Genomic DNA, 21,750 nt, shown 5'->3' with positions numbered 1-21,750 from the left:
ACAGGTGATGTCGCGAGACGGACATGCGCTGCTGGTGCTCAGCGTGACCATGCCCAAGGGGGAGTGGTTCGACTGGCACCTGCACCCCGAGAACCAGTTCGCGTGGGCGGCCGACGGCATGCTCACCGTTCAGGTCGGCGACGCCACCTACGTTCTGCCGCCGAGCCGGGCGCTGTGGATCCCCGCCGGCACCGTGCACCGCACCGGCGCTGCGAGCACCTCGTCCATGCACAGCGTGTACTTCGGTGGGCGGCAGTGGGGCGAGCCCACCGTGGTCGCCGTCGGGCCGCTGCTGGCCGAGCTGATCCGCTACCTCGCCGACCTCACCCTGCCCACCGCGCCCCGTCGCCGCGCCGAGGCCGTGCTGCGGGACCTGCTCGTGCCCGTGCCGGTCTCCACCATCCACGTGCCGACGGTGTCCTCCCGGCTGGCCCCCATCGCCGAGGCCCTCACCGACGACCCCGCGGACGACCGCGACCTCGCCGCGTGGGGCCGTCTCGTCGGCGCCTCCGCCCGCACCCTGGCCCGCTCCTTCGTCGCCGAGACCGGCATGACCTTCGGCACCTGGCGCACCCAGGTCCGCCTGCTGGCGTCCCTGCCCCTGCTCGCCGCCGGCATGCCCGTCGCCACCGTCGCCCGCCGCGTCGGCTACGCCACCCCCAGCGCCTTCGTCGCCGCCTTCCGCCGCGTCACCGGCACCACCCCCGGCACGTATTTCACGTGAGCAGCGTGGCCAGCTCGCTGGTGAGCAGGTCGAGGCCCATCGGCCCGAGGTCGAGGGCGGTGCTGTGGAAGGTGCGGAGGTCGAAGCGGGAGCCCTGGCGGGCCTGGGCGGCGGCGCGGGCGGCGAGCCAGACGCGTTCGCCGACCTTGTACGCGATGGCCTGGCCGGGGAGCCCGAGGTAGCGGTCGACCTGGAACCGGGCGAACTCGGCGCCGCCCATGGAGCCGGAGCGGTCCCGGACGAACTCGAAGGCGAGGTCGGGGGTCCACACCGCGCCGTCGTGGAAGCCCGCGCCGGCGGGGATGGGGAGCTCCAGGTGCAGGCCGATGTCGACGATCACCCGGACGGCCCGCAGCTGCTGCCCGCCGGCGAGCATGCCCATGCGGTGCGCGGGAAGCTCGTAGTAGCCGAGCTCGTCCATGAGCCGCTCGGCGTAGATGCCCCAACCCTCGCCGTGGCCGACGTGCAGCTCGGCGCTCAACCGCTGGAACCGGTTGAGGGTACGGGTGTTGAGGACGTTGAGACCGAGCTGCAGGTGGTGGCCGGGCGCGCCCTCGTGGAACATCACGGACGGCACGGCCCACGTCGACGGCTCATCCTCGGTGACGGAGTACCACACGGTGCCGGGCCGGCTGAGGTCCTCGGCCGGCGCCAGGTAGTAGATGCCGGTGTTGGAGCCGGGCACTCGGCAGTCCAAGCGCCGCAACGGCTCCGGGATGTCGAAGTGCGTGCCGTCGAGGTCGGCGATCGCCTTGTCGGCGAGTTCCTGGATCCACGCCCGGAACTGCTCGGCGCCGGCGACCCGGTGGGCGGGATCGGCGTCCAGCGCGGCCAGCACGGCGGGCAGCGGCTCGCCCGGCCGGATCTGCGCGCCGACCTCCCGCATCTCCGCCTCGAGCCGGGCCAGCTCCTGCCAGCCCCACTCGTACGTCTCCAAAAGATCGATCTCGCTGCCGAGGAAGTTGCGCGCCTCCAGGGCATAGCGCTCGCGCCCGACCGCGTCCCGCACCGGCGCGGCGGGAGCCAGCACGTCGGTCAGGTACGACGCGAACTCCACCAGCGCGTCCCCGGCCCGTTCGGTCTCCGCCCGGTACGCCGGCGGCAGCGTGCCCAGGTAGTCGGCGAACTCCTTGCTCTGCCGGGCGGTGTTCACGACCTGCCGGACGGCCGACACGCGCCCCTGCTGCCGGCCCCGTTCCAGCGACTCCCGCAGCCCCGCCAACGCCTCCGGGATGCCGGCCAGCCGCGATCGCATGTCCGCCACGACGGTCCGTTCACCCTGGTCGAGGACCTCGATCGCCTGTCGCAGCCGCTGCGGCGGGCCGTCCACGGTGTTCAGGTCGGCGTCCACGTACCCCGCGACGGACCGGGCCAGGTCGATCTCCAGCCGGTCCCGCAGCACCGCCGCGGCCCGTCGCTCGGAATCCGAGTTCACGGGCGTGGCGGCCAGCTCGGCGAGGGTGCGTTCGGCCAGCTCGTGCCGGGCCGCGAAGCCGTCGGGACCGTAGTCGGTCAGCTCGCCGTCGTGACCGGCGATCCCCATCATGGCCGCGAGGCAGGGATCGGCCGCGGCGAGGTGGCCCACGTACCGGTCGGACAGCGCATCGACGTCGCTCACCGGAGGGAGCATAGGTCCTCGGCGGCCGGATGACCGCTAATTGCCGTTCGCCACCAGCTGCTGGGCAACGGACTTGGCCGTGTTGCTGGGGATGGCGAAGCCGAGCCCGATGCTGCCGTCGGTGGGGGAGTAGATCGACGAGTTGATGCCGATGACCTGGCCCTGCATGTTGAACAGCGGGCCGCCGGAGTTGCCCGGGTTGATGGACGCGTCGGTCTGGATCGCGCCCTTGTACGTCGTCTTCCCCGACGGCGCGTACGGGTTGCCGGAGTTGTCGCTGCCGGCGGTGACGGTCCGGTTGAGGGCGCTGACGATGCCGGAGGTGACGGTGCCCTGCAGGCCCTCGGGGGCGCCGATGGCCACCACCTGGTCGCCGACCTTCACCGTGGAGGAGTCCGCGAACACGGCCGTCTTCAGCCCGCTGACGCCCTGCGCCTTGATCACCGCGAGGTCGGTCGACGGGTCGGTGCCGACCACGGCGGCCGTGGCCTTGCTGCCGTCGTTGAAGGTGACGGTGAACGGGCCGCCGGTGGCGACGACGTGGTTGTTGGTCAGGATCAGGCCGTCGGAGCTGATGATCACGCCGGAGCCCAGGCCCTGCGAGTTGGAGATCTTCACGACCACCGGCAGGCCGGCCGCGGCCACCGAGGAGACGTTGCCCGACGCGGTGTTGTTGGCGGCGGGCGTTCCGCTGGCGGTGCCGGACACCGAACTGGACACAGTGGACGGTGCGGTGACGGAGCTGGTGACCCACGCGCCGGTGCCGCCGCCGACCACCGCCGCCAGCACCGCGGCGCCCACCAGGGCGGCGGTGCCCTTGCGGGCCCTGCGGGGCGGTTGTGGTTGTGGCGGCACGAACAGCGGGTTCTGGAAGCCGGTCGGCGGGGTCGGCGTGTCGTCGGTGAACACCGGGGACTCTTGCGTGCGGGGCGTCTCGGTCATGGCTCAACTGTGCGGCCGCTACATATGAGGAACCTGAGGCGATGGCGTGCGCATCCCAAGAGTTCTGCGGCGTTATCTGGGGGACAGGCCGGCCTTGCGGTAGATCTCGTCGATCACCGTCATGTTGCGGACCGAATCGGACGGTGGCGTGAGGATCGGCTCGCCGCGCAGCACCGCGCCGCAGAAGGCGTCCAGTTGGTAGCTGTAGGACGGTCGCTTGGGCAGCCGCTCGACGCGCTTGCCGTCGGCGGTGCGCACGGTCAGCCGGTGGTACGCCTGCGGGGCGACGAAGTTGAACACGTCCAGCCGGCCCCGGTCGCCGACCGCGGAGGCGGTGATCTTGAGCAGGTCCGCCGACCACAGCGAGGCCGTGAGGGAACCCGTGTGCCCTTCCGGGAAAACCAAGGCCGCCTTCATCGCACGGTCCACGTCGGGCTTGTGCAACTTCGCCTGCGCGGACACGACCTCCGGTTCACCGCCGCCGAGCAGCCGGACCATGTGCAACGCGTAGCAGCCGGCGTCCATCATGGCCCCGCCGGCGAGATCGCGGTTGTACCGGATGTCGGAGAACTTCGGCAGCGGGAAGCACAGCGCCGCCTGCACGTGGCGCAGCGTCCCGATCTCGCCGCCGGCCACGATCTCGGCGATGCGGTGCGCCAGCGGGTGGTAGCGGTAGTGGAACGCCTCCATCACCACCAGGCCGCTCTTGTCCGCCGCCTCGGCGACGGCCGCGGCCTCGGTCGCGTTGCTGGTGAACGGCTTCTCGCACAGCACGTGCTTGCCGGCCTCCAGCGCCGCGAACGTCCACGGGGCGTGCAGCGCGTTGGGCAGCGGGTTGTAGACGGCGTCGATCTCCGGGTCGGCGAGCAGTTCCTCGTAGCTGCCGTGCACCTTGGCGATGCCGTGCTTGCGCGCGTACGCGTCGGCCCGGCCGCGATCCCGCGCCGCCACCGCGACCACCTCGGCCTCGGTGTTGTCCCGGGCCGGCGCGATCAGGGCGCTCGGCGCGATGCGCGCCGCGCCGAGCACCCCGATGCGGACGATCTTCGTGCTGCTCATGCGGCGATGATGCCGCATGAGTGGTTAACGGGTGTAACTACCCTGCTGCGTGTCGCCCTGCGGGGCCGGGCCGCGGTTGCCGAAGCCCCGCTGGGGGCCGTTCGGGCCGCCGTACTGGTAGTAGGGGCGGTGGATGCCGGGGCCGCCGTGATGCGCGCCGATGATGCCGCCGATGCCGCCGCCCACGACGAGGCCGACCACCAGCGCGGCGACGACCTGCGTGGCGCGGTGGCGCGCGAAGGCGGCGAACTTGCCGGGCGGCCGCTGGACGTAGATCACCTGCGGTTGGGGCGCGCCGGGCGGCGGGGGAGCGTAGGAAGCCTGTCCCGGCTGGGGTGGCGCGTCGGCCGCGAACGCCTGCGCCTCGGGCTGCGGTTGACCGGCGGCCGCCGGCTGCGGCTGTTGGGATGCGTCGGCGGCAACGGCTTGCGGCTGACCGGCAGCCGCCGGCTGGGGCTGCGGCTGTTGCGGCGCGTCGGCGGCAACGGGTTGCGGCTGCTGGCCTTGCGGCTCGGCGGCGGCCGGGTGCGGGGTCTGCTCCTGGTGTGCCCCGGGACCGGCCACGGGCCGCTGGTGCTGCTCGGTCGGCTGCTCGTCTGGGGTGTTCGGCTCGGACATCTGGCCTGCTCCTGGGTCTAAGCGATCCTGCTGAACACCAGACTGTGCGAGCGGTCTGTGTTCCCGCTGAGCGGAACCTGTCGAAGTCGTAGCGAAACCATGACGGAACACGCACTGTTCGCACACAGGACACGGGCAGTGTCGATCTCATGAGGTTGTTGTCCGCCGCGGGGTGCGTGTTCGGGTTCGTGCTCGCCTACGTGGTGTTCGTGGTGTCCCCGACGGGCCGCCGGCTGGAGGACGCCACGCTGCCGGCGCCGAGCAACGGCGGCCCGATCGCCGCGTACAGCCCCCAGTTGATCGCGCTGGGCATCGTCGTCGTGCTGGCGACCGGCGCGATGCAGCGCCGCTGGAGGCAGACCGCCGCCGCGGCCGTGCTGCTGGCCGGCACGATCTCGTTGGCGCAGCTGCTGAAGGTGTCGCTGCTGTTCCGCCCGGGCCCCGTCGCCAACAGCTTCCCCGGCGGCCACGTCACGGCGTGCGCCGCGATCGTGCTGGCGCTGCTGCTGGTGCTGCCGGTGGACGTGCGGCCGGTGCCGCTGGTGCTCGGCGCCGTGCTCACGTCCTATGTCGCGGCCACCACCACCGAACTGGGCTGGCACCGGCTCAGTGACACGATCGGGGCATTGGCGCTGTGCGGGGCCTTCGCGACGGCGCTCTCGGACGTCCGCCCGGCGTGGTGGGCGGCCCTCACGGCGGCCTGCGCGCCGGCCGCCGCCGTGCTCGCCGGATATGTGGTAGTCGCCCTGACCAGCAGCACCGACCTGGTGATCGTCGCCACCGGCGCGATCACCGCCGGAACCGTGGCGGCCGTCGCACTGCCGCTGTGCGCCCAGCCGAGGGCTACGGCAAACGCCCAGGTGGCCGCTGGATACGATGAGGAGCCGACAAGGCCGTATCCCGTGTGAAGACGTGTCCCAGATGAAGGAGTCACTGTGTCGCAGCCGCGTCCCTCAGGCCCAGGAGCAGCACCCCGTGTGACGGTGCCGGCCGGGACGACTGCGGGCACGGCGGTCCGCGAGGCGGGCCTGCCGGGCAAGGGCTCCGACGCGATCGTCGTGGTGCGGGACGCCGACGGCCGGCTGCGTGACCTGTCCTGGACCCCGGACGCCGACGTCGAGGTGGAGGCCGTCGCCGCCGACACCGAGGACGGCCGCAGCGTGATCCGGCACTCCGCCGCGCACGTGCTGGCGCAGGCCGTGCAGCAGGCGTTCCCGGAGGCCAAGCTCGGCATCGGTCCGCCGATCAAGGACGGCTTCTACTACGACTTCCAGGTGGACAAGCCGTTCACGCCCGAGGATCTGGCCGACCTCGAGAAGCGTATGAAGCAGATCATCAAGGGCTCGCAGCGGTTCTCCCGCCGGGTCGTCGAATCCGTCGACGCCGCCAAGGACGAGCTCAAGGACGAGCCGTTCAAGCTGGAACTCGTCGACCTCAAGAGCGATATCGACACCTCCGAGGTGATGGAGGTCGGCGCCGGCGAGCTGACCATCTACGACAACCTCGACCCGCGCAGCGGGGACCGGGTGTGGGGCGACCTGTGCCGCGGCCCGCACGTGCCGACCACCAAGCACATCCCGGCGTTCAAGCTGACCCGCTCGGCCGCCGCCTACTGGCGCGGCAGCGAGAAGAACCCGCAGCTGCAGCGCGTGTACGGCACCGCGTGGGAGTCGCAGGAGGCGCTGGACAAGCACCTGGAACTGCTGGCCGAGGCGGAGCGCCGCGACCACCGCCGGCTGGGCAGCGAGCTCGACCTGTTCAGCTTCCCCGACGAGATCGGCTCCGGTCTCGCGGTCTTCCACCCGCGCGGCGGCATCGTGCGGCGGGCGATGGAGGACTACTCGCGCCGCCGGCACGAGGAAGAGGGCTACGAGTTCGTCTACTCGCCGCACATCACCAAGGGCGCGCTGTTCGAGACCTCCGGCCACCTCGACTGGTACCGCGACGGCATGTACCCGGCGATGCACCTGGACGCCGAGTACGACGAGGACGGCAAGGTCCGCAAGCCCGGCCAGGACTACTACCTCAAGCCGATGAACTGCCCGTTCCACGACCTGATCTTCCGGTCCCGCGGGCGGTCCTACCGCGAGCTGCCGCTGCGCATGTTCGAGTTCGGCAGCGTCTACCGGTACGAGAAGTCCGGCGTGATCCACGGCCTGACCCGGGTGCGCGGCATGACGCAGGACGACGCGCACATCTTCTGCACCCCCGAGCAGGTGCAGGAGGAGCTGAAGTCGCTGCTCGGCTTCGTGCTGGGGCTGCTGCGCGACTACGGCCTGGACGACTTCTACCTGGAGCTGTCCACCCGCAACGACGAGAAGTACGTCGGCTCCGACGAGGTGTGGGAGAAGGCGACGGAGGCGCTGCGCGAGGCCGCCGAGGACTCCGGCCTGGAGCTGGTGCCGGACCCGGGCGGCGCCGCCTTCTACGGCCCGAAGATCTCCGTGCAGGCCAAGGACGCGCTCGGCCGCACCTGGCAGATGTCGACCATCCAGCTGGACTTCAACCTGCCGGAGCGGTTCGAGCTGGAGTACACCGCCAGCGACGGCAGCCGGCAGCGGCCGGTGATGATCCACCGCGCGCTGTTCGGCTCCATCGAACGGTTCTTCGGCGTGCTGACCGAGCACTACGCCGGCGCGTTCCCGGCCTGGCTGGCCCCGGTGCAGGCGGTCGGCATCCCCATCGCCGACGAGCACGTGGAGCACCTGCTGCAGGTCACCAAGGCGCTGCGGGCCCGCGGCGTGCGGGTCGAGGTGGACGCCTCCGACGACCGGATGCAGAAGAAGATCCGCAACCACACCATGCAGAAGGTGCCGTTCATGCTGGTCGCCGGCCAGAAGGACGTGGAGGCCGGCGCGGTGTCGTTCCGGTTCCGCGACGGCAGCCAGGTCAACGGCGTGCCGGTCGAGCAGGCCGTGGAGGCGGTGGTGGACTGGATCGCCCGCCGCGAGAACGCCTCGCCGAGCGCCGAGACGTTCTCGGTGGCCACCGCGTGACGGCTGATCAGGTCCCGACCGAGGGCAACGTCCCGCAACACGGTGTCGGGGTCCCGGACGCGCTGCAGCGGCTGTGGACCCCGCACCGGATGGCCTACATCCGCGGCGAGAACAAGCCCGAGGGCGACGAGCCGGCGGGCTGCCCGTTCTGCGCCATCGTCAGCCTGCCCGACGAGCAGGCGCTGATCCTGGCCCGCGGGCAGCTGGTGTACGCGGTGCTGAACCTCTACCCGTACAACGCCGGCCACCTGATGGTGGTGCCGTACCGGCACGTCGCCGACTACACGGACCTGAACGCGGCGGAGACCGTGGAGCTGGGGGAGTTCACCCAGACCGCGATGCGGGTGGTGCGCGGCGTGTCCGCCCCGCACGGCTTCAACATCGGCATGAACCAGGGCGCGGTCGCCGGCGCCGGCATCGCCGCCCACCTGCACCAGCACGTGGTGCCCCGCTGGGGCGGCGACGCCAACTTCATGCCCGTCATCGGCCAGACCCGCACCATCCCCGAGCTGCTCGGCGAGACCTGGGACCTGCTGTCCAAGGCCTGGCCCCGATAAACGGCGAGTCACGCTCTCAGGCACTGCGAATGTAGGTTTCCGACAGAACCGAGACTCGAGGCTCAATTCTGCCCGAAACCTACATTCGGTGTGCCGCAGAGCGTGACTCGCGGGGGTCGGGGCTCAGCTCTGGAGCAGGGCCTCGACGTCCAGCTCGACCTTGATCTTGTCGCTGACCACGGCGGACGGGATGCTGCCGCCGACGCCGAAGTCGGAGCGCTTGATCTCGGTGGTGGCGGACACGCCCAGGACCTTGGCGTTCGGGCCCTCGCCGAAGCCGCCCAGCTCGCCGGTCAGGGTGACGGGCTTGGTCACGCCGTGCAGGGTGAGCTCGCCGTCGATCTCGATGTCCTCGCCGTCGATGCGCACCGCGGTCGACGTGAAGGTCAGGTGCTCGTGCTCCTCGACGTGCAGGAAGTCGGCCGAGCGGACGTGGCCGTCGCGCTGCTCGTTCTTGGTGTCGATGCTGTCCGCCTGGATGGTGGCGGTCACCGAGGACGTGGTCGGGTCCTCGCCGGTGACGATCGTGCCGGAGATGTTGTTGAAGCGACCGCGAACCTTGGACACGCCCAGGTGGCGAACGATGAACGCGACCTCCGAGTGCACCGGGTCGATGGTCCAGGTGCCGGCGACGTATCCGGGGATCTGGGTTGCGGCAGTCATCGTGCTGTCCTCCATGCTTGGTTGAACTCTCAACTGAACCTTAGCACCAATGTTGAGAGTTCAACAACGGGTATCATGTGTGACATGAGCGAGCCGCGGTGGTTGTCCGATTCCGAGCAGTGGGCGTGGCGGGCCTACACGTCCGCGACCAAGCTGGTCAACGAGCGTCTGGACCGCCAACTGCAGCGCGACTCCGGCATGCCCACCACGTACTACGAGATCCTCGTCGCACTCTCCGAATCACCCGATCGTGAGCTGCGGATGAGCGAGCTGGCCGAGTTCACCAAGTCCTCCCGCAGCCGGCTGTCGCACGCCATCGCCCGGCTGGAGGAGAACGGCTGGGTGACCAGGCGGTCCTGCGCCACCGACAAGCGCGGCGCGTTCGCCGTGCTCACCGAGGACGGCATGGCTGCGGTCAAGGCAGCCGCTCCCGGGCACGTCAACGAGGTGCGCAGCGTGCTGTTCGAGGGGCTGACCCCGGAGCAGGTGCACCAGCTCGGCCTGATCTCCGAGGCGATCACGACACAGGCGAGCAAGGGCTGCCCGACCAACCCGTGTGACGAATGAGACGCGGGGGTGTCGCTGGCATCCGGCTCGGGTCGGCTGGTTAGGCTGGTCGTATCCGATCCTGAAGTGCAGGTAGGTGCCTCCGCCGCCCCATGCTGAACATCTTCGCTCGCGCCTCCGTCTCACGCGTCACCGACCCGGTCGGGACGTGGCTGCTGCGGCGCGGTGTCACGCCGAACGCCGTCACGATCATCGGCACCGCGGGCACCGTGCTCGGCGCGCTCTGGTTCCTGCCGCGCGGCCAGCTGTTCGCCGGCACGCTCGTGATCACCTTCTTCGTGCTGTTCGACCTGCTCGACGGGGCCGTGGCGCGGGCCAGCGGCGCCGGCACCCGGTTCGGCGCGGTGCTCGACGCCAGCTGCGACCGGATCGCCGACGGGGCGCTGTTCGCGTCCATCGCCTGGTGGTGCCTGATCGTCGCCGACGACCGCCCGGCCGGCGCCGCCGCGCTGGTCGCGCTGGTGGGGGCCCAGGTCATCTCGTACGTGAAGGCGCGCGCCGAGGCCACCGGCCTCACCGCCGACGGCGGCCTGGTCGAGCGGGCCGAGCGGATGATCCTGGCCCTGGTCGGCACCGGACTGACCGGTCTCGGCGTGCCGTACGCGCTGGACGTGGCGCTGTGGGTGCTGGCGCTGCTGGCGGTGATCACCGTCGCGCAGCGGATCGTCGCCGTGCACCGGTCGGCCAAGGAGCAGGCCGGGTGAAGGGACTGCTGGTCACCGCCGCCTACCGGGCCGGCTGGGTCCTCGCGCGGCTCGTGCCCGAACAGGTCGCCGTCGGCGCGTTCCAGTGGGGCGCGGACGTCGCGACCCGGCGCAACGGGCCCAGGGTCGCGCAGTTACGCCGGAACCTGGCGCGGGTGGTGCCCCGGGCCGGGGCCGCCGAGCTGGACGAGCTCGTCGCGCGGGCGATGCGGTCGTACGCGCGCTACTGGTGCGAGACGTTCCGGCTGCGGCCCGGCGACGTCGACACCGTGCACCAGGCGGTCGAGCGGACCGCCACCGGCCAGGAGAACCTGCACGCCGCGTGCGCCGACGGCAACGGCGTGATCCTCGCGCTGCCGCACTGCGGCAGCTGGGACCTGGCCGGCGTGTGGCTGCTGGGGCACACCCGGCAGGTCAGCGTTGTCGTGCAGCGGCTGCGGCCCGAGTCGCTGTACCGGAGTTTCGCGCGGGCCCGGGAACGGCTCGGCTTCGAGGTGGTCCCGTCCGTCGGCGGCGAGGTTCGGCCGACCGAGCTGCTGGCGCGGCGGCTGCGCGCCGGCGGGGTCGTCTGCCTGTTCGCCGACCGGGATCTCACCGCCAACGGCGTGCCCGTGACGTTCTTCAACGGCACCACCCGAATGCCCGCCGGGCCGGCGTACCTGGCCGCCACCACCGGCGCGACACTGCTGCCGGTCGGCACGTGGTTCACCGAGACCGGTTGGGGGCTGCGGGTGCATCCGCCGGTCAAGGTCAACGGCGTCGAGGGCATCGGGGCCGCCACACAGGCGCTGGCCGACGTGTTCGCCGCCGACATCGCCGCCCACCCCGAGGACTGGCACATGCTGCAACGGCTGTGGCTGGCGGAGGAGCCGGTGGAGTGAGGATCGGCCTGGTCTGCCCGTATTCGCTCGCGGTGCCGGGCGGCGTCCAGGCGCATGTCACCGGGTTGGCCGTCGCGCTGCGCGGGTTGGGGCACGAGGTGTCCGTGCTCGCCCCCGAGGGGCGGGCGATGCCCATCCCGTTCAACGGTTCCGTCGCCCGGCTGGCCTTCGGCCCCGGCGCCTACGTCCGGGTCCGGCGCTGGCTGCGGGCCGGTTCCTTCGACGTGCTGCACGTCCACGAACCCATCGCCCCCAGTCTGTCCTTCCTGGCCCTGACCTTGGCCCGCGGTCCCGTCGTCGCCACCTTCCACACCTCGTTCGACCGTTCGCTCATCCTCCTGGCGTGCCAGGGAGTGCTTCGGCCCCAGCTGGAGAAGGTCACCGCCCGGATCGCCGTGTCCGAGCCGGCCCGGCGGGTGCAGGTCGAGCACCTCGGCGGCGACGCCGTCGAGATCCCCAACGGCGTCGACGTGCGCTTCTTCGCCGACGCCGCCCCGCTGCCCGGCTTTCCCCGACGCGGCCCCACCATCGGCTTCGTCGGCCGTTTCGACGAGCCCCGCAAGGGCATGTCCGTGCTGGTGGAGGCCGTGCGCCTGCTCGGATCTCGCTACCCCGACCTCCGCCTCCTCGTCGCCGGCCGCGGCAACGCCGCCGCTCTTCAGGCCGCTTGCCCCCGTGCCGAGATCCTCGGCGAGGTTTCCGACGCCACCAAGGCGGCCTTGCTCCGCTCCGTCGACGTCGTGTGCGCCCCCAACACCGGCGGCGAGAGCTTCGGCATCGTGCTGGCCGAAGCCATGAGCGCCGGCGCCCCCATCGTCGCCAGCGACCTCGACGCCTTCCGCCGCGTCCTCGGTGACGCCGCCCTCTTCGCCTCTCCCGGCGACCCCACCGCCCTCGCCGCCGCCCTTGCCACCATGTTCGACGACCCCGTCCGCCGCATGGAATTCGGTTTCGCGGCCTCCACCCGGGCCGTTACCTTCGACTGGTCCGTGGTCGCCGACCAGGTCCTGCGCGTCTACGAGGCCGCGTCGTCCGCCAATCCCCGCGAGGTGGATTCCCATGCGTCGCAGGCCCGGCCGCTGGCTCGGCGTCGGCGCTGAGCGCTATCTGTGGGGTGTCGGCCATTGTCATGAGCCGGGCGCGACGAGCCCCTGCCGCGAGGTCGTGTGGATCCGGCGCGAACGCTCCCATGGGCGTCTCTTCATCATCTTCGCGCCCCGCGACGGCCATCACGTCTACGACGGTTACCCCATGCATTCCGGCCAGGTCCTTCACGCCGACGGCCGCGACCTGAACCTCAACCAGCCCGGTGTCGCTCGCGCCCTGCTCGACGCCGCCAGGGCCGGCGGCTGGGAGCCGCTGGCCAATGCCTCCGCCGAGCTCGACGGCTGGGCCCTGTTCGACGCCGTCAACACCACCACCACCACGTCCGGCCGCTACTTCCCCCGTGCGGAGTAGGGTCGAGCGGTGATCATCGAGGGGGTGGCGGCGGGCCTGGTGGTGCTGCTGGCCCTGGTGGCGCGGACGATGCGGCTGACGAGTCGGCTGGATCGGCTGCACATCCGTACCGACGCGGCGTGGGCGGCGCTGGACGCGGCGCTGGCGCGGCGGGCGTTGCTGGCCCGGTTGGCGAGCCCGAAGTTGCAGCGGGCCACGGAGGTGGCGGAGCGAGCGCCGCGGTCCGAGCGGGAAGCGGCGGAGAACGAGGTCAGCCGGCTGCTGGGGGAGCTGGATCGGACGACGTTGCCAGCGGAGATCGCGACGGAGCTGGCTGACGCCGAGCATCGGCTGGTGCTGGCCCGACGGGTGCACAACGACGCGGTCAGGGACACGCTTGCCTTGCGACGCAAGCGATCGGTGCGCTGGTTGCGGCTGGCCGGCACGGCGCCGTTGCCGAGTTACTTCGAGATCGCGGAGCCGGTGGCGCCGGAGAGCGGCGAGCAGGCGTTGGTGCCGCGGGCGTCGGCGCGGATTCTGCTGGTGGACGACCGTGATCGGGTGCTGTTGTTCCGAGGGGGGAATCCGCCGCCGAACGACACGGAGCAGTGGTGGTTCACGCCGGGCGGCGGCATCGAGAAGGGGGAAGCGCTGCGGGAAGCGGCCGTCCGGGAGCTGGCCGAGGAGACGGGGATCCGCTGCGCCGAGGAGGATCTGACCGGGCCGGTGTGGCTGCGGCGGGTGACGTTCTGCTTCGACGGCCGGTGGTTCCTCGGCGAGGAGTGGTTCTTCCTGTTGCGCACCAACACGGACGCCATCGACACGTCCGGATTCACCCAGCTGGAGAACGACACCGTCACGGGCCATCGCTGGTGGACGACGCAGGAACTGGCCGACTCGGACGAGCTGGTCTACCCGGCGCTGCTCGGACCGTTGTTGGAGGATCTCCTTGCCACGCAATGGGACGGCACGGTGCGGCCCGTGCGCTGAGGTGTGGCCCGTGCGCTGCGGCCGAGCGGCCCGCGCCCCGAAGGGCCGGGCCGCACCGCCCTCCTCACGCCTTCGCGGCCAGATTGTCCGGCAGCGGGTCGTACCTCGCGAAGTGCCGGGTGAACGTCGCGGTCCCCGACGCGAGGGACCGCAACTCGACGGCGTAGCGGATCAGCTCGGTCGCGGGCACCTCGGCGCGGATCAAGGTCCGGCCGGGCGTCACGTCGGCCTCGGTGCCCAGCACCCGGGCCCGCTTGCTGGACAGATCCCCCAGCACGGCGCCGAGATAGTCGTCGGGCAGCCGGATGGTGACCTCGTCCATCGGCTCCAGCAGCGAGATCCGGCTGTTGGCGGCGGCCTCCTTCAACGCCAGGGCGCCGGCGGTCTGGAACGCGGCGTCGGAGGAGTCGACGCTGTGGGCCTTGCCGTCCACGAGGGTCACGCGCACGTCGACGCACGGGTGGTCGCCGTGCAGACCCTTCGCGAGCTGCGCCCGCACACCCTTCTCCACGCTGGGAATGAACTGGTTGGGCACCGCGCCGCCGACGACCCGGTCGACGAACTCGAAGCCGGCCCCGCGCGGCAGCGGCTCGACCTCCAGGTCGCACACGGCGTACTGACCGTGCCCCCCGGACTGCTTCACGTGCCGGCCGTGTCCCTTGGCGGGCTTGGCAAAGGTCTCACGTAGCGGCACCCGAACGTCCTCGGTGTCGACCTCGGCCCCGCCGGCGCGCAGCCGCGCCAGCACGACGTCGGCGTGCGCCTCGCCCATGCACCACAACACCATCTGGTGCGTCTCGGTGTTGCGCTCCAGCCGCAGGGTCGGATCCCCGGCCACCAGCCGCGCGAGGTTGCGGGCCAGCGTGTCCTCGTCGCTCCGCTTACGAGCCACGATGGCGACCGGCAGCAGCGGCTCCGGCATCAGCCACGGCGACATCAGCAGCGGCTGGTCGGGGCTGGACACGGTGTCGCCGGTCTCCGCCGAGCCGAGCTTGGTCAGCGCGCACAGGTCGCCGGCCACGCAGAACGGCACCTCACGCAGGTTCGACCCGAGCGGCGAGTAGATGTGCGCGACCCGCTCGTCCTCGTCGTGGTCCTCGTGCCCGCGGTCGCTCATGCCGTGCCCGGACACGTGCACGGACCGCTCCGGCCGCAGCGTCCCGGAAAACACCCGGACGAGCGACACCCGACCGACGTACGAGTCGACGGCGGTGCGCACGACCTCGGCCGCGAGCGGGCCGTCCGGGTCGGTGGTCAGGTCCAGCACGGTGCCGCCGACGGGATCGGTCACCGAGGGCAGCGGATGTTCCAGCGGCGACGGGAAGGCGCGCACGATGCCGTCCAGGATCTCGGCCAGCCCGAGTCCGGTCGCCGCGCACGCGGGCACGACCGGATGGAACGAGCCCCGGGTGACGGCGGCCAAAAGGTCGGCGATGAGCACATCCTGGTCGATCTCCTCGCCGCCGAGGTAGCGGTCCATCAGGGTCTCGTCCTCGCTCTCCGCGATGACGCCCTCGATCAGCGCGTTGCGGTGATCGGCCATGAAGTCGGCGAGGTCGCCGTCCGGGTCCTGAACGGTCGGCGGGTAGCCGCCGGAGTAGTCGAAGACCCGCTGCGTGATCAGGCCGACGAGCTTGGTGTTGCCGGAGCCGGGCACCGGCAGGTAGAGCGGCAGCACGCCGGCGCCGAACGCCTCCTGGCAGGACGCCAGCTCCGCGTCGAAGTCGGCGCGGTGGTGGTCCAGCCGGGCGATCACGACGCCGCGCGGCATGCCGACGGCCGCGCATTCCTCCCACAGCGCCATGGTCATCGCGTCCACGCCCTCGGCCGCGCTGACCACGAAGATCGCCGCGTCGGCGGCGCGCAGGCCGGCCCGCAGCTCGCCGACGAAGTCGGCGTATCCGGGCGTGTCGATGAGATTGATCTTGATGTCCTGGTGGACCAGTGGCGCCACCGCCAGCCCGACCGAGCGCTGCTGCCGCTGCGCCGCGGGGTCGTGGTCGCACACGGTCGTGCCCTCTGTGACGGACCCGGCCCTGGTCAGCACGCCGGAGGCGGCCAGTAGCGCCTCGGTGAGGGTGGTCTTGCCGGCCCCCGACGGGCCGACCAGCACGACGTTGCGGACCTTGGCCGGGTCGGCTACAGCGACCGCGCCGCCGGAATGGGTGTTGTCGGTGTTCTTGGACCCCATGGGGTCACCTCCCGAACGAACCGAATTGGCCTGGAGTACACCTCGATGTGTTCGATCTCACACCCGAACCGCTGGTCGGACAAGCCCGCCGGCGAAGTGGCCTTCCGGAATTGTGTCAGATTGGCCTCAAACACCAGGCCACGTCCGACCTAGCATTGGCGGTGTACCCCACCGCACGCTCCCGAAAGGTCGGCACGTTGAACATCGAGCCCACTCCCGCCACCGGCACCGCGCGGGTCAAGCGCGGCATGGCCGAGATGCTCAAGGGCGGTGTGATCATGGACGTGGTCACGCCCGAGCAGGCCAAGATCGCCGAGGACGCCGGCGCCGTCGCCGTCATGGCGCTGGAGCGCGTGCCGGCCGACATCCGCGTCCAGGGCGGCGTCGCCCGGATGAGCGACCCCGACATGATCGACGGCATCATCAACGCGGTGTCCATCCCCGTGATGGCCAAGGCCCGCATCGGCCACTTCGTCGAGGCCCAGGTGCTGCAGTCGCTCGGCGTCGACTACATCGACGAGTCCGAGGTGCTCACCCCCGCCGACGAGGCCAACCACATCGACAAGTGGCCGTTCACCGTGCCGTTCGTGTGCGGCGCGACCAACCTGGGCGAGGCGCTGCGCCGCATCGCCGAGGGCGCGGCCATGATCCGCTCCAAGGGTGAGGCCGGCACCGGCAACGTCGTCGAGGCCACCCGGCACATGCGCCAGATCCGGGCCGACATCCGCCGGCTGACCGTGCTCGACGAGGCCGAGCTGTACGCCGCCGCCAAGGAGCTGCGCGCCCCGTACGAGCTGGTCAAGGAGATCGCCGCCACCGGCAAGCTGCCGGTCGTGCTGTTCACCGCGGGCGGCATCGCCACCCCGGCCGACGCCGCGATGATGATGCAGCTCGGCGCCGAGGGCGTGTTCGTCGGCTCCGGCATCTTCAAGTCCGGCGACCCGGCGCAGCGCGCGTCCGCCATCGTCAAGGCCACCACCTTCCACGACGACCCGGACGTCATCGCCAAGGTCTCCCGCGGCCTCGGCGAGGCCATGGTCGGCATCAACGTCTCCGAGCTCCCGGAGTCCCAGAAGCTGGCCACCCGCGGCTGGTAATCACCCTCCGCGTCCACCAGTGTTCTTTGGAAGGGACCATTCCTGACGTTCAACGTCAGGAATGGTCCCTTCACAACGTTGGGCGGTGGATGGTGGCGAGGCGGCTGTCACCGAGGGTAACGGTGCCGACGACGTCGGGGCTGTCGGGTCCGGCCGGTTCCGGGACGCGGGCCAGCTCGATGTCCACCTCGTCGTCGGCGAACTCCGCCAGCTGTGTGCCGCGCGCCTCGAATGCCGTACCCCGACTCGCTGACGCCACCCCGTTCGAGCGGACCAGCCGGAGAAGTTCCTTGCGCCACACCGGATCCGTCTCGGCCTGGTAGATCCAGCGCGGGCCGAGTTCGCTGTGCTCGGCGGTCACGATCAGCGCCCCGCCGACGAGCGGCGCGCCGCGGTAGGTCATCGGAATCTGGTACGTCACGCCGCCGGCTTGGACAACGTGCGTCTCGATGCCGACCTCGCCGGCCGGGTCCTCGAATCGGAAGAACCCGACCGACTTGAGTTCCGGAGTGCCGTCGCCGCGGTACCAAGGCTGCCCTGCCAGCCAGGTCGGCATGAACTCGCGGAATGGTGGCGTGAGGGTCGGTGTCACACCACCATCCAAGCCAAGACCGGCGTCGACTGCAGGAAAACGAGCAGGCACATCACGGCCAGCAGGATCAGGCTCCACAGGAAGACCCGCCGGAACAGGTCGCCTTCGCGGCCGGCCATGCCGACGGCGCCGGCGGCGATCGCCAGGTTCTGCGGACTGATCATCTTGCCCAGCACGCCGCCGGACGAGTTGGCGGCGGCCATCAGCGTCGGACTGAGCCCGGCATGTTGGGCCGCCGTCACCTGCAGCGCGCCGAACAGGGAGTTCGACGACGTGTCGGATCCGGTGACGGCGACGCCGAGCCAGCCGAGCACCGGCGACAGCAGCGCGAACAGCCCGCCGGCATTGGCCATCCAGGTGCCGAGCGTCGTGGTCTGCCCGCTGGCGTTCATCACGTACGCCAGCGCGAGCACGGCCATCACCGTGACGATGGCGGTCGCCAGCTGACGGTAGGTCCCGCCGTAGGTGCGCAGGGCGGCGCCGGGCCTGATCCTGATCACCGGAACGGTGACGAGGCCGGCGATGATCAGCAGGCTGCCGGCCGCGTCCAGCCAGTCGAACTTGAACACCGGCAGCGTGGACGGCTTGCCGCCGACGGTGGCCAGGTGCAGGCCGGGCCAGTTGAACGTGACGGTGACGCTGGTCAGCGCGTCCTTGATCGCCGGCACCTGGGCCAGCGCGAACACGGCGATGATGATCGCGTACGGGGCGTAGGCGCGCAGCACCTCGGCCCGGCTGTCGGTGTTCTCCTCCTTGCTGCGGCGGCGCACCGCGACCACCACCGCCAGCGCGCTGAGCAGCGAGGCGACGATGTCCGTCAGGGGAGCGCTGAAGAAGTTGGCCACCGCGTACTGAGCGACCGCGAACGTGACGCCGCACGCGATCGTCGCCGGCAGTGTCTCCCGGACGCCGCGCCAGCCGCCGATGATGCCGACCAGTGCCATCGGCACGAACAGCGCCAGCACCGGCGTCTGCCGACCGACCATCGCCGCCAGGTCGTGCAGCGGCAGGCCGGTCACCGTGGCCAGGGTGGTGATCGGCACCGCGAGCGCGCCGAACGCCACCGGCGCGGTGTTCGCCACCAGCGCGACCGTGGCTACTTCGGGGAGGTCCGGTGTCGGCGAACGTCTTGGTCCGCGGCCAGGGGCGCAGCGCGGAGGTGGTGCTCGGTTCCGGCGGCAGCGCCAATGCGTTGGGGCACGACGATTGGCGTGCGCTGGAGACGGCGTTCCGGCAGTTCGCCCGGGACGAGGACATTCGCGTGATCGTCGTCCGGGGCAGCGGCAGCACCTTCAGCGCCGGCTCGGACCTGCGCGAGTGGGTGCACGCCGCCCCCGACGACGTGGACCGGGCCTTCGCCGCGATGGAGGCCGCCTGCACCGCCATCGAGGAGTGTCCGACGCCGGTGATCGCGCAGGTCAGCGGCGTCGCCGCCGGCGCCGGCTGCCAGCTGGCCCTGGCCTGTGACCTGCGGGTCTTCGCCGACGACGCCCGCATCGGCATGCCCATCGCGCGGCTGGGGATCCTTGTCAGCCCGGCCTTCGCCGCCCGGCTGGCGCTGCTCGCCGGGCACGGCCTGGCGCGGGAGTTGCTGTACACCGGGCGGTTGCTGGACGCCGCCGAGGCCGTCGCCGCCGGGCTGGCCAACCGGCGGGTGCCGTCGGCGGAGTTGTCCGGCGCGACCGCGGAGCTGGTGGCCGCCGTGGCCGCCCAGCCCCGGGCCGCGTTGGTCGCCGCGAAACAGGCCGTCAGCGTCGGGCTGTCACCCACCCGCGCCGCCGCCGACAGCTTCGCCAGTGGGCCGGCGGTGTCCTATGAGGACTTCCAGCGCGGCGTGACGGCGTTCCTGTCCCGCAGCCGCCACCACTGACTACTTCTGCCAGAAGGTGATGTTCTTGAAGTGGGCCTCGGCCTTGGCCCCGTTGGTGTTGTAGACGCCGTTCTTGAAGTACCAGACCTTGCTGGCCGGCGCGGAGTAGTGGCCGGAGAGCACCTGCCTGCCGTCGATCCACACCCGGAAGGACCCGTCGGCCGGGTTGAAGTCGGTGTTCAGGTGGAACCACTTGCCCCACAGGCCGGTGGCGATCGGCGTCTTGTTGACGCTGTTGTAGAGACTTCCGTTGTTGTGCACGTTGAGGTAGACGGCCTCGCCACCCGTGTCGCCCTTGACCTGCATGATGCAGGCGCCCTCGGTGCCGGAGTCGACCAGCACGTCGGCCGACCACTGGTGCTCGGTCCGCGACCAGTTGGTGCCCCAGCGCATCTCGGTCCGCGGTCCGGTGCCCGACCCCTGTGAGAAGGGCTTGTCGCCCTTCATGATCCAGGCGTTGTACACCGGGCCCGCGGACGTGGAGAAGCGTGCGGACTGGGGCAGGTCGTACGGATGCTGGACCTTGAACGTGTCGCTGTACTGCTTGAGACCGGCGGTCGGGTCGGCCTGCGGCGCGGCGTGCGCCGCAGGCGCGACCACTCCCGTCAGGGACGCGCCGGCGATGGCCAGCGCGGTCAGGAGTTTTCTCATCGCCTCACTCCACTGAACGTCTGTAAACGTTTTCATCAGCGGCGGTGAGGCGACTGTATCAGTACCGGTAGTGATCCGGCTTGTACGGACCGGCGACGTCCACCCCGATGTACTCGGCCTGCTCCTTGCTCAGCTCGGTCAGCCGCACGCCCAGCGCGTCCAGGTGCAGCCGGGCCACCTTCTCGTCCAGGTGCTTGGGCAGCCGGTAGACCTCGCGCTGGTAATCGCCCGGCTTGGTGAACAGTTCGATCTGGGCGATCACCTGGTTGGAGAACGAGTTCGACATGACGAAGCTGGGATGCCCGGTGGCGTTGCCCAGGTTCATCAGCCGGCCCTCGGACAGCACGATGATCGCGTGCCCGTCCGGGAACACCCACTCGTGCACCTGCGGCTTGATCTCGATCTTGCGAATGCCCGGCACCCGGGCCAGCCCGGCCATGTCGATCTCGTTGTCGAAGTGTCCGACGTTGCCGACGATCGCGTTGTGCTTCATCCGGCCCATGTGCTCGGCCATGATGATGTTGAAGTTGCCGGTGGTGGTGATGAAGATGTCCGCCTTGTGCACCACGTCGTCCAGGTGCACGACCTCCAGGCCCTCCATCGCCGCCTGCAGCGCGCAGATCGGGTCGATCTCCGTGACGACCACCCGCGCGCCCTGGCCGCGCAGCGAGTCCGCGGCGCCCTTGCCCACGTCGCCGTAGCCGCAGACCACCGCGAGCTTACCGCCGAGCATCACGTCGGTGGCGCGGTTGAGGCCGTCGGCCAGCGAGTGCCGGATGCCGTACTTGTTGTCGAACTTGGACTTCGTCACCGAGTCGTTCACGTTGATCGCCGGGAACAGCAGCTCGCCGTCCGCCGCCAGCTTGTACATCCGTTTCACGCCAACGGTTGTCTCCTCGGTGACGCCGCGCATCTGCTCCGCGACCCGGGTGAACCGCTTGGGGTCGCGCTCCATGCTCGCCGCGATGGTGGCCAGCAGGATGCCGTACTCCTCGCCGTCCTCCTCGGTGGCCGCCGGCACCTTTCCGGCCGTCTCGAACTCGACTCCCTTGTGCACCAACAGGGTCGCGTCGCCGCCGTCGTCGACGACCATGTTCGGCGGCTGGCCGTCGGGGAAGGTGAACAGCTGGTCCGCGCACCACCAGTACTCCGCCAGCGTCTCGCCCTTCCAGGCGAACACCGAGGTCCCCTTCGGCTCGTGCACCGTGCCCTCGCGGCCCACCACGACCGCCGCCGCGGCCTCGTCCTGCGTGGAGAAGATGTTGCACGACACCCAGCGGACCTGTGCCCCCAGGTCCACCAGGGTCTCGATCAGCACCGCCGTCTGCACCGTCATGTGCAGCGAGCCCGCGATCCTCGCCCCCCGCAACGGCTTGCTCTCGCCGAACTCCTCGCGCAGCGCCATCAGGCCCGGCATCTCCAGCTCCGCCAACCGGATCTGGTGCCGCCCCGCCTCGGCCAGCGCCAGGTCCGCCACCGCGAAGTCGATTCCGTTGACCTGCCTCAGTTTCCCGCTCATTCCGGTTTCCTCCGCATGCTTCGCGGGGAGGCGGCCCGTACGACGAAGGGCGCCTCCCGCTGGGGAGGCGCCCT

22 protein-coding genes and 1 pseudogene are annotated in these 21,750 nt (G+C 71.0%); 13 read left to right on the top strand and 10 right to left on the bottom strand.

Going from position 1 to position 21,750, the window contains the following annotated elements; genetic code table 11:
• Positions 1-7 precede the first annotated feature (7 nt).
• The gene (locus tag BJ998_RS04600) at positions 8-724 is read left to right on the top strand and encodes an AraC family transcriptional regulator (protein WP_221337873.1); all 717 of its coding nucleotides are present in this window, start codon (positions 8-10) and stop codon (positions 722-724) included.
• Here BJ998_RS04600 and BJ998_RS04595 read toward each other — a convergent pair.
• From BJ998_RS04595 to BJ998_RS47070, 4 genes are all read right to left on the bottom strand, one after another.
• Positions 717-2,342, bottom strand: a complete 1,626-nt coding sequence (locus BJ998_RS04595; RefSeq protein WP_184858765.1) for a DUF885 domain-containing protein — start codon at positions 2,340-2,342, stop codon at positions 717-719. The genes BJ998_RS04600 and BJ998_RS04595 overlap by 8 nt on opposite strands.
• Positions 2,343-2,378: 36 nt before the next feature.
• Positions 2,379-3,284 carry a S1C family serine protease gene (locus BJ998_RS04590; protein WP_184858763.1) on the bottom strand — a complete coding sequence of 302 codons (906 nt, stop codon included), beginning with the start codon at positions 3,282-3,284 and terminating at the stop codon, positions 2,379-2,381.
• A 72-nt stretch (positions 3,285-3,356) separates the two neighbouring features.
• Positions 3,357-4,343 carry a Gfo/Idh/MocA family protein gene (locus BJ998_RS04585; protein ID WP_184858761.1) on the bottom strand — a complete coding sequence of 329 codons (987 nt, stop codon included), beginning with the start codon at positions 4,341-4,343 and terminating at the stop codon, positions 3,357-3,359.
• 24 nt (positions 4,344-4,367) lie between these two features.
• On the bottom strand, positions 4,368-4,622 hold the full coding sequence (locus tag BJ998_RS47070; RefSeq protein WP_184858759.1) for a hypothetical protein: 255 nt from the start codon (positions 4,620-4,622) through the stop codon (positions 4,368-4,370).
• Between the two features lie 6 nt (positions 4,623-4,628).
• Between BJ998_RS47070 and BJ998_RS47065 the strand changes: the two genes are divergently transcribed.
• The 4 genes from BJ998_RS47065 (at position 4,629) to BJ998_RS04560 (ending at position 8,514) form a co-directional block, all read left to right on the top strand.
• A complete protein-coding gene (locus BJ998_RS47065; protein WP_184858757.1) occupies positions 4,629-4,982 on the top strand; it encodes a hypothetical protein in 354 nt (117 codons plus the stop codon).
• A 128-nt stretch (positions 4,983-5,110) separates the two neighbouring features.
• Positions 5,111-5,869, top strand: coding sequence for a phosphatase PAP2 family protein (locus BJ998_RS04570; protein ID WP_184858755.1), 759 nt, complete (start codon positions 5,111-5,113; stop codon positions 5,867-5,869).
• A gap of 69 nt (positions 5,870-5,938) precedes the next feature.
• A complete protein-coding gene (gene thrS / locus BJ998_RS04565; protein WP_184858753.1) occupies positions 5,939-7,957 on the top strand; it encodes a threonine--tRNA ligase in 2,019 nt (672 codons plus the stop codon).
• Positions 7,954-8,514 carry an HIT family protein gene (locus BJ998_RS04560; protein ID WP_312889926.1) on the top strand — a complete coding sequence of 187 codons (561 nt, stop codon included), beginning with the start codon at positions 7,954-7,956 and terminating at the stop codon, positions 8,512-8,514. The genes thrS and BJ998_RS04560 overlap by 4 nt, the downstream gene beginning before the upstream one ends.
• A gap of 123 nt (positions 8,515-8,637) precedes the next feature.
• On the opposite strand, the gene BJ998_RS04555 is transcribed toward BJ998_RS04560, so the two are convergent.
• On the bottom strand, positions 8,638-9,177 hold the full coding sequence (locus BJ998_RS04555) for a YceI family protein (RefSeq protein WP_184858751.1): 540 nt from the start codon (positions 9,175-9,177) through the stop codon (positions 8,638-8,640).
• An 84-nt stretch (positions 9,178-9,261) separates the two neighbouring features.
• On the opposite strand from BJ998_RS04555, the gene BJ998_RS04550 reads away from it, so the two are divergent.
• The 6 genes from BJ998_RS04550 (at position 9,262) to BJ998_RS04525 (ending at position 13,756) form a co-directional block, all read left to right on the top strand.
• On the top strand, positions 9,262-9,744 hold the full coding sequence (locus BJ998_RS04550; RefSeq protein ID WP_184858749.1) for a MarR family winged helix-turn-helix transcriptional regulator: 483 nt from the start codon (positions 9,262-9,264) through the stop codon (positions 9,742-9,744).
• A 92-nt stretch (positions 9,745-9,836) separates the two neighbouring features.
• A complete protein-coding gene (pgsA, locus tag BJ998_RS04545) occupies positions 9,837-10,448 on the top strand; it encodes a phosphatidylinositol phosphate synthase (protein ID WP_184858748.1) in 612 nt (203 codons plus the stop codon).
• Positions 10,445-11,329 carry a phosphatidylinositol mannoside acyltransferase gene (locus BJ998_RS04540; protein WP_184858745.1) on the top strand — a complete coding sequence of 295 codons (885 nt, stop codon included), beginning with the start codon at positions 10,445-10,447 and terminating at the stop codon, positions 11,327-11,329. Before pgsA ends, BJ998_RS04540 begins: the two co-directional genes overlap by 4 nt.
• Entirely contained in the window at positions 11,326-12,429 is a 1,104-nt protein-coding gene (locus BJ998_RS04535; protein ID WP_184858743.1) for a glycosyltransferase family 4 protein, read from the top strand. The genes BJ998_RS04540 and BJ998_RS04535 overlap by 4 nt, the downstream gene beginning before the upstream one ends.
• On the top strand, positions 12,389-12,787 hold the full coding sequence (locus BJ998_RS04530; RefSeq protein WP_184858741.1) for a hypothetical protein: 399 nt from the start codon (positions 12,389-12,391) through the stop codon (positions 12,785-12,787). The genes BJ998_RS04535 and BJ998_RS04530 overlap by 41 nt, the downstream gene beginning before the upstream one ends.
• Positions 12,788-12,796: 9 nt before the next feature.
• Entirely contained in the window at positions 12,797-13,756 is a 960-nt protein-coding gene (locus BJ998_RS04525) for an NUDIX hydrolase (RefSeq protein WP_312889925.1), read from the top strand.
• A 64-nt stretch (positions 13,757-13,820) separates the two neighbouring features.
• Here the strand turns inward: BJ998_RS04525 and BJ998_RS04520 are convergent, their stop codons facing one another.
• The gene (locus BJ998_RS04520) at positions 13,821-15,947 is read right to left on the bottom strand and encodes an elongation factor G-like protein EF-G2 (RefSeq protein ID WP_184858739.1); all 2,127 of its coding nucleotides are present in this window, start codon (positions 15,945-15,947) and stop codon (positions 13,821-13,823) included.
• Between the two features lie 197 nt (positions 15,948-16,144).
• Between BJ998_RS04520 and pdxS the strand changes: the two genes are divergently transcribed.
• Positions 16,145-17,044, top strand: coding sequence for a pyridoxal 5'-phosphate synthase lyase subunit PdxS (gene pdxS / locus BJ998_RS04515; RefSeq protein WP_184858737.1), 900 nt, complete (start codon positions 16,145-16,147; stop codon positions 17,042-17,044).
• Between the two features lie 70 nt (positions 17,045-17,114).
• Here pdxS and BJ998_RS04510 read toward each other — a convergent pair whose 3' ends face one another.
• Positions 17,115-17,636: a maltokinase N-terminal cap-like domain-containing protein gene (locus BJ998_RS04510; protein WP_184858735.1), complete on the bottom strand. Its 522-nt coding sequence runs from the start codon at positions 17,634-17,636 to the stop codon at positions 17,115-17,117.
• A pseudogene (locus tag BJ998_RS04505) lies at positions 17,633-18,724 on the bottom strand (L-lactate permease); the annotation flags it as partial. The gene BJ998_RS04510 and the pseudogene BJ998_RS04505, both read right to left, overlap by 4 nt.
• A gap of 26 nt (positions 18,725-18,750) precedes the next feature.
• Here BJ998_RS04505 and BJ998_RS04500 point away from each other — a divergent pair.
• Positions 18,751-19,506, top strand: coding sequence for an enoyl-CoA hydratase/isomerase family protein (locus BJ998_RS04500; protein WP_184858733.1), 756 nt, complete (start codon positions 18,751-18,753; stop codon positions 19,504-19,506).
• On the opposite strand, the gene BJ998_RS04495 is transcribed toward BJ998_RS04500, so the two are convergent.
• On the bottom strand, positions 19,507-20,157 hold the full coding sequence (locus BJ998_RS04495) for a polysaccharide lyase family 7 protein (RefSeq protein ID WP_184858731.1): 651 nt from the start codon (positions 20,155-20,157) through the stop codon (positions 19,507-19,509).
• Between the two features lie 58 nt (positions 20,158-20,215).
• On the bottom strand, positions 20,216-21,676 hold the full coding sequence (ahcY, locus tag BJ998_RS04490) for an adenosylhomocysteinase (RefSeq protein WP_184858729.1): 1,461 nt from the start codon (positions 21,674-21,676) through the stop codon (positions 20,216-20,218).
• Between the last annotated feature and the right edge of the window lie 74 nt (positions 21,677-21,750).

It is taken from the genome of Kutzneria kofuensis, from assembly GCF_014203355.1.
Taxonomy (GTDB): Bacteria; Actinomycetota; Actinomycetes; order Mycobacteriales; family Pseudonocardiaceae; genus Kutzneria; species Kutzneria kofuensis.
The sequence above is the reverse complement of the archived record's forward strand: the minus strand, read 5'-3'. Positions and strand labels throughout refer to the sequence as shown.

Bases quoted from the DNA above. Each gene is read 5' to 3' on its own strand.
- BJ998_RS04530 (WP_184858741.1), top strand. From the start codon at position 12,389: ATGCGTCGCAGGCCCGGCCGCTGGCTCGGCGTCGGCGCTGAGCGCTAT.
- BJ998_RS04585 (WP_184858761.1), bottom strand. From the start codon at position 4,343: ATGAGCAGCACGAAGATCGTCCGCATCGGGGTGCTCGGCGCGGCGCGC.
- BJ998_RS04590 (WP_184858763.1), bottom strand. From the start codon at position 3,284: ATGACCGAGACGCCCCGCACGCAAGAGTCCCCGGTGTTCACCGACGAC.
- pgsA (WP_184858748.1), top strand. From the start codon at position 9,837: ATGCTGAACATCTTCGCTCGCGCCTCCGTCTCACGCGTCACCGACCCG.
- BJ998_RS04495 (WP_184858731.1), bottom strand. From the start codon at position 20,157: ATGAGAAAACTCCTGACCGCGCTGGCCATCGCCGGCGCGTCCCTGACG.
- BJ998_RS04555 (WP_184858751.1), bottom strand. From the start codon at position 9,177: ATGACTGCCGCAACCCAGATCCCCGGATACGTCGCCGGCACCTGGACC.
- BJ998_RS04570 (WP_184858755.1), top strand. From the start codon at position 5,111: ATGAGGTTGTTGTCCGCCGCGGGGTGCGTGTTCGGGTTCGTGCTCGCC.
- BJ998_RS04600 (WP_221337873.1), top strand. From the start codon at position 8: ATGTCGCGAGACGGACATGCGCTGCTGGTGCTCAGCGTGACCATGCCC.
- BJ998_RS04520 (WP_184858739.1), bottom strand. From the start codon at position 15,947: ATGGGGTCCAAGAACACCGACAACACCCATTCCGGCGGCGCGGTCGCT.
- BJ998_RS04550 (WP_184858749.1), top strand. From the start codon at position 9,262: ATGAGCGAGCCGCGGTGGTTGTCCGATTCCGAGCAGTGGGCGTGGCGG.
- ahcY (WP_184858729.1), bottom strand. From the start codon at position 21,676: ATGAGCGGGAAACTGAGGCAGGTCAACGGAATCGACTTCGCGGTGGCG.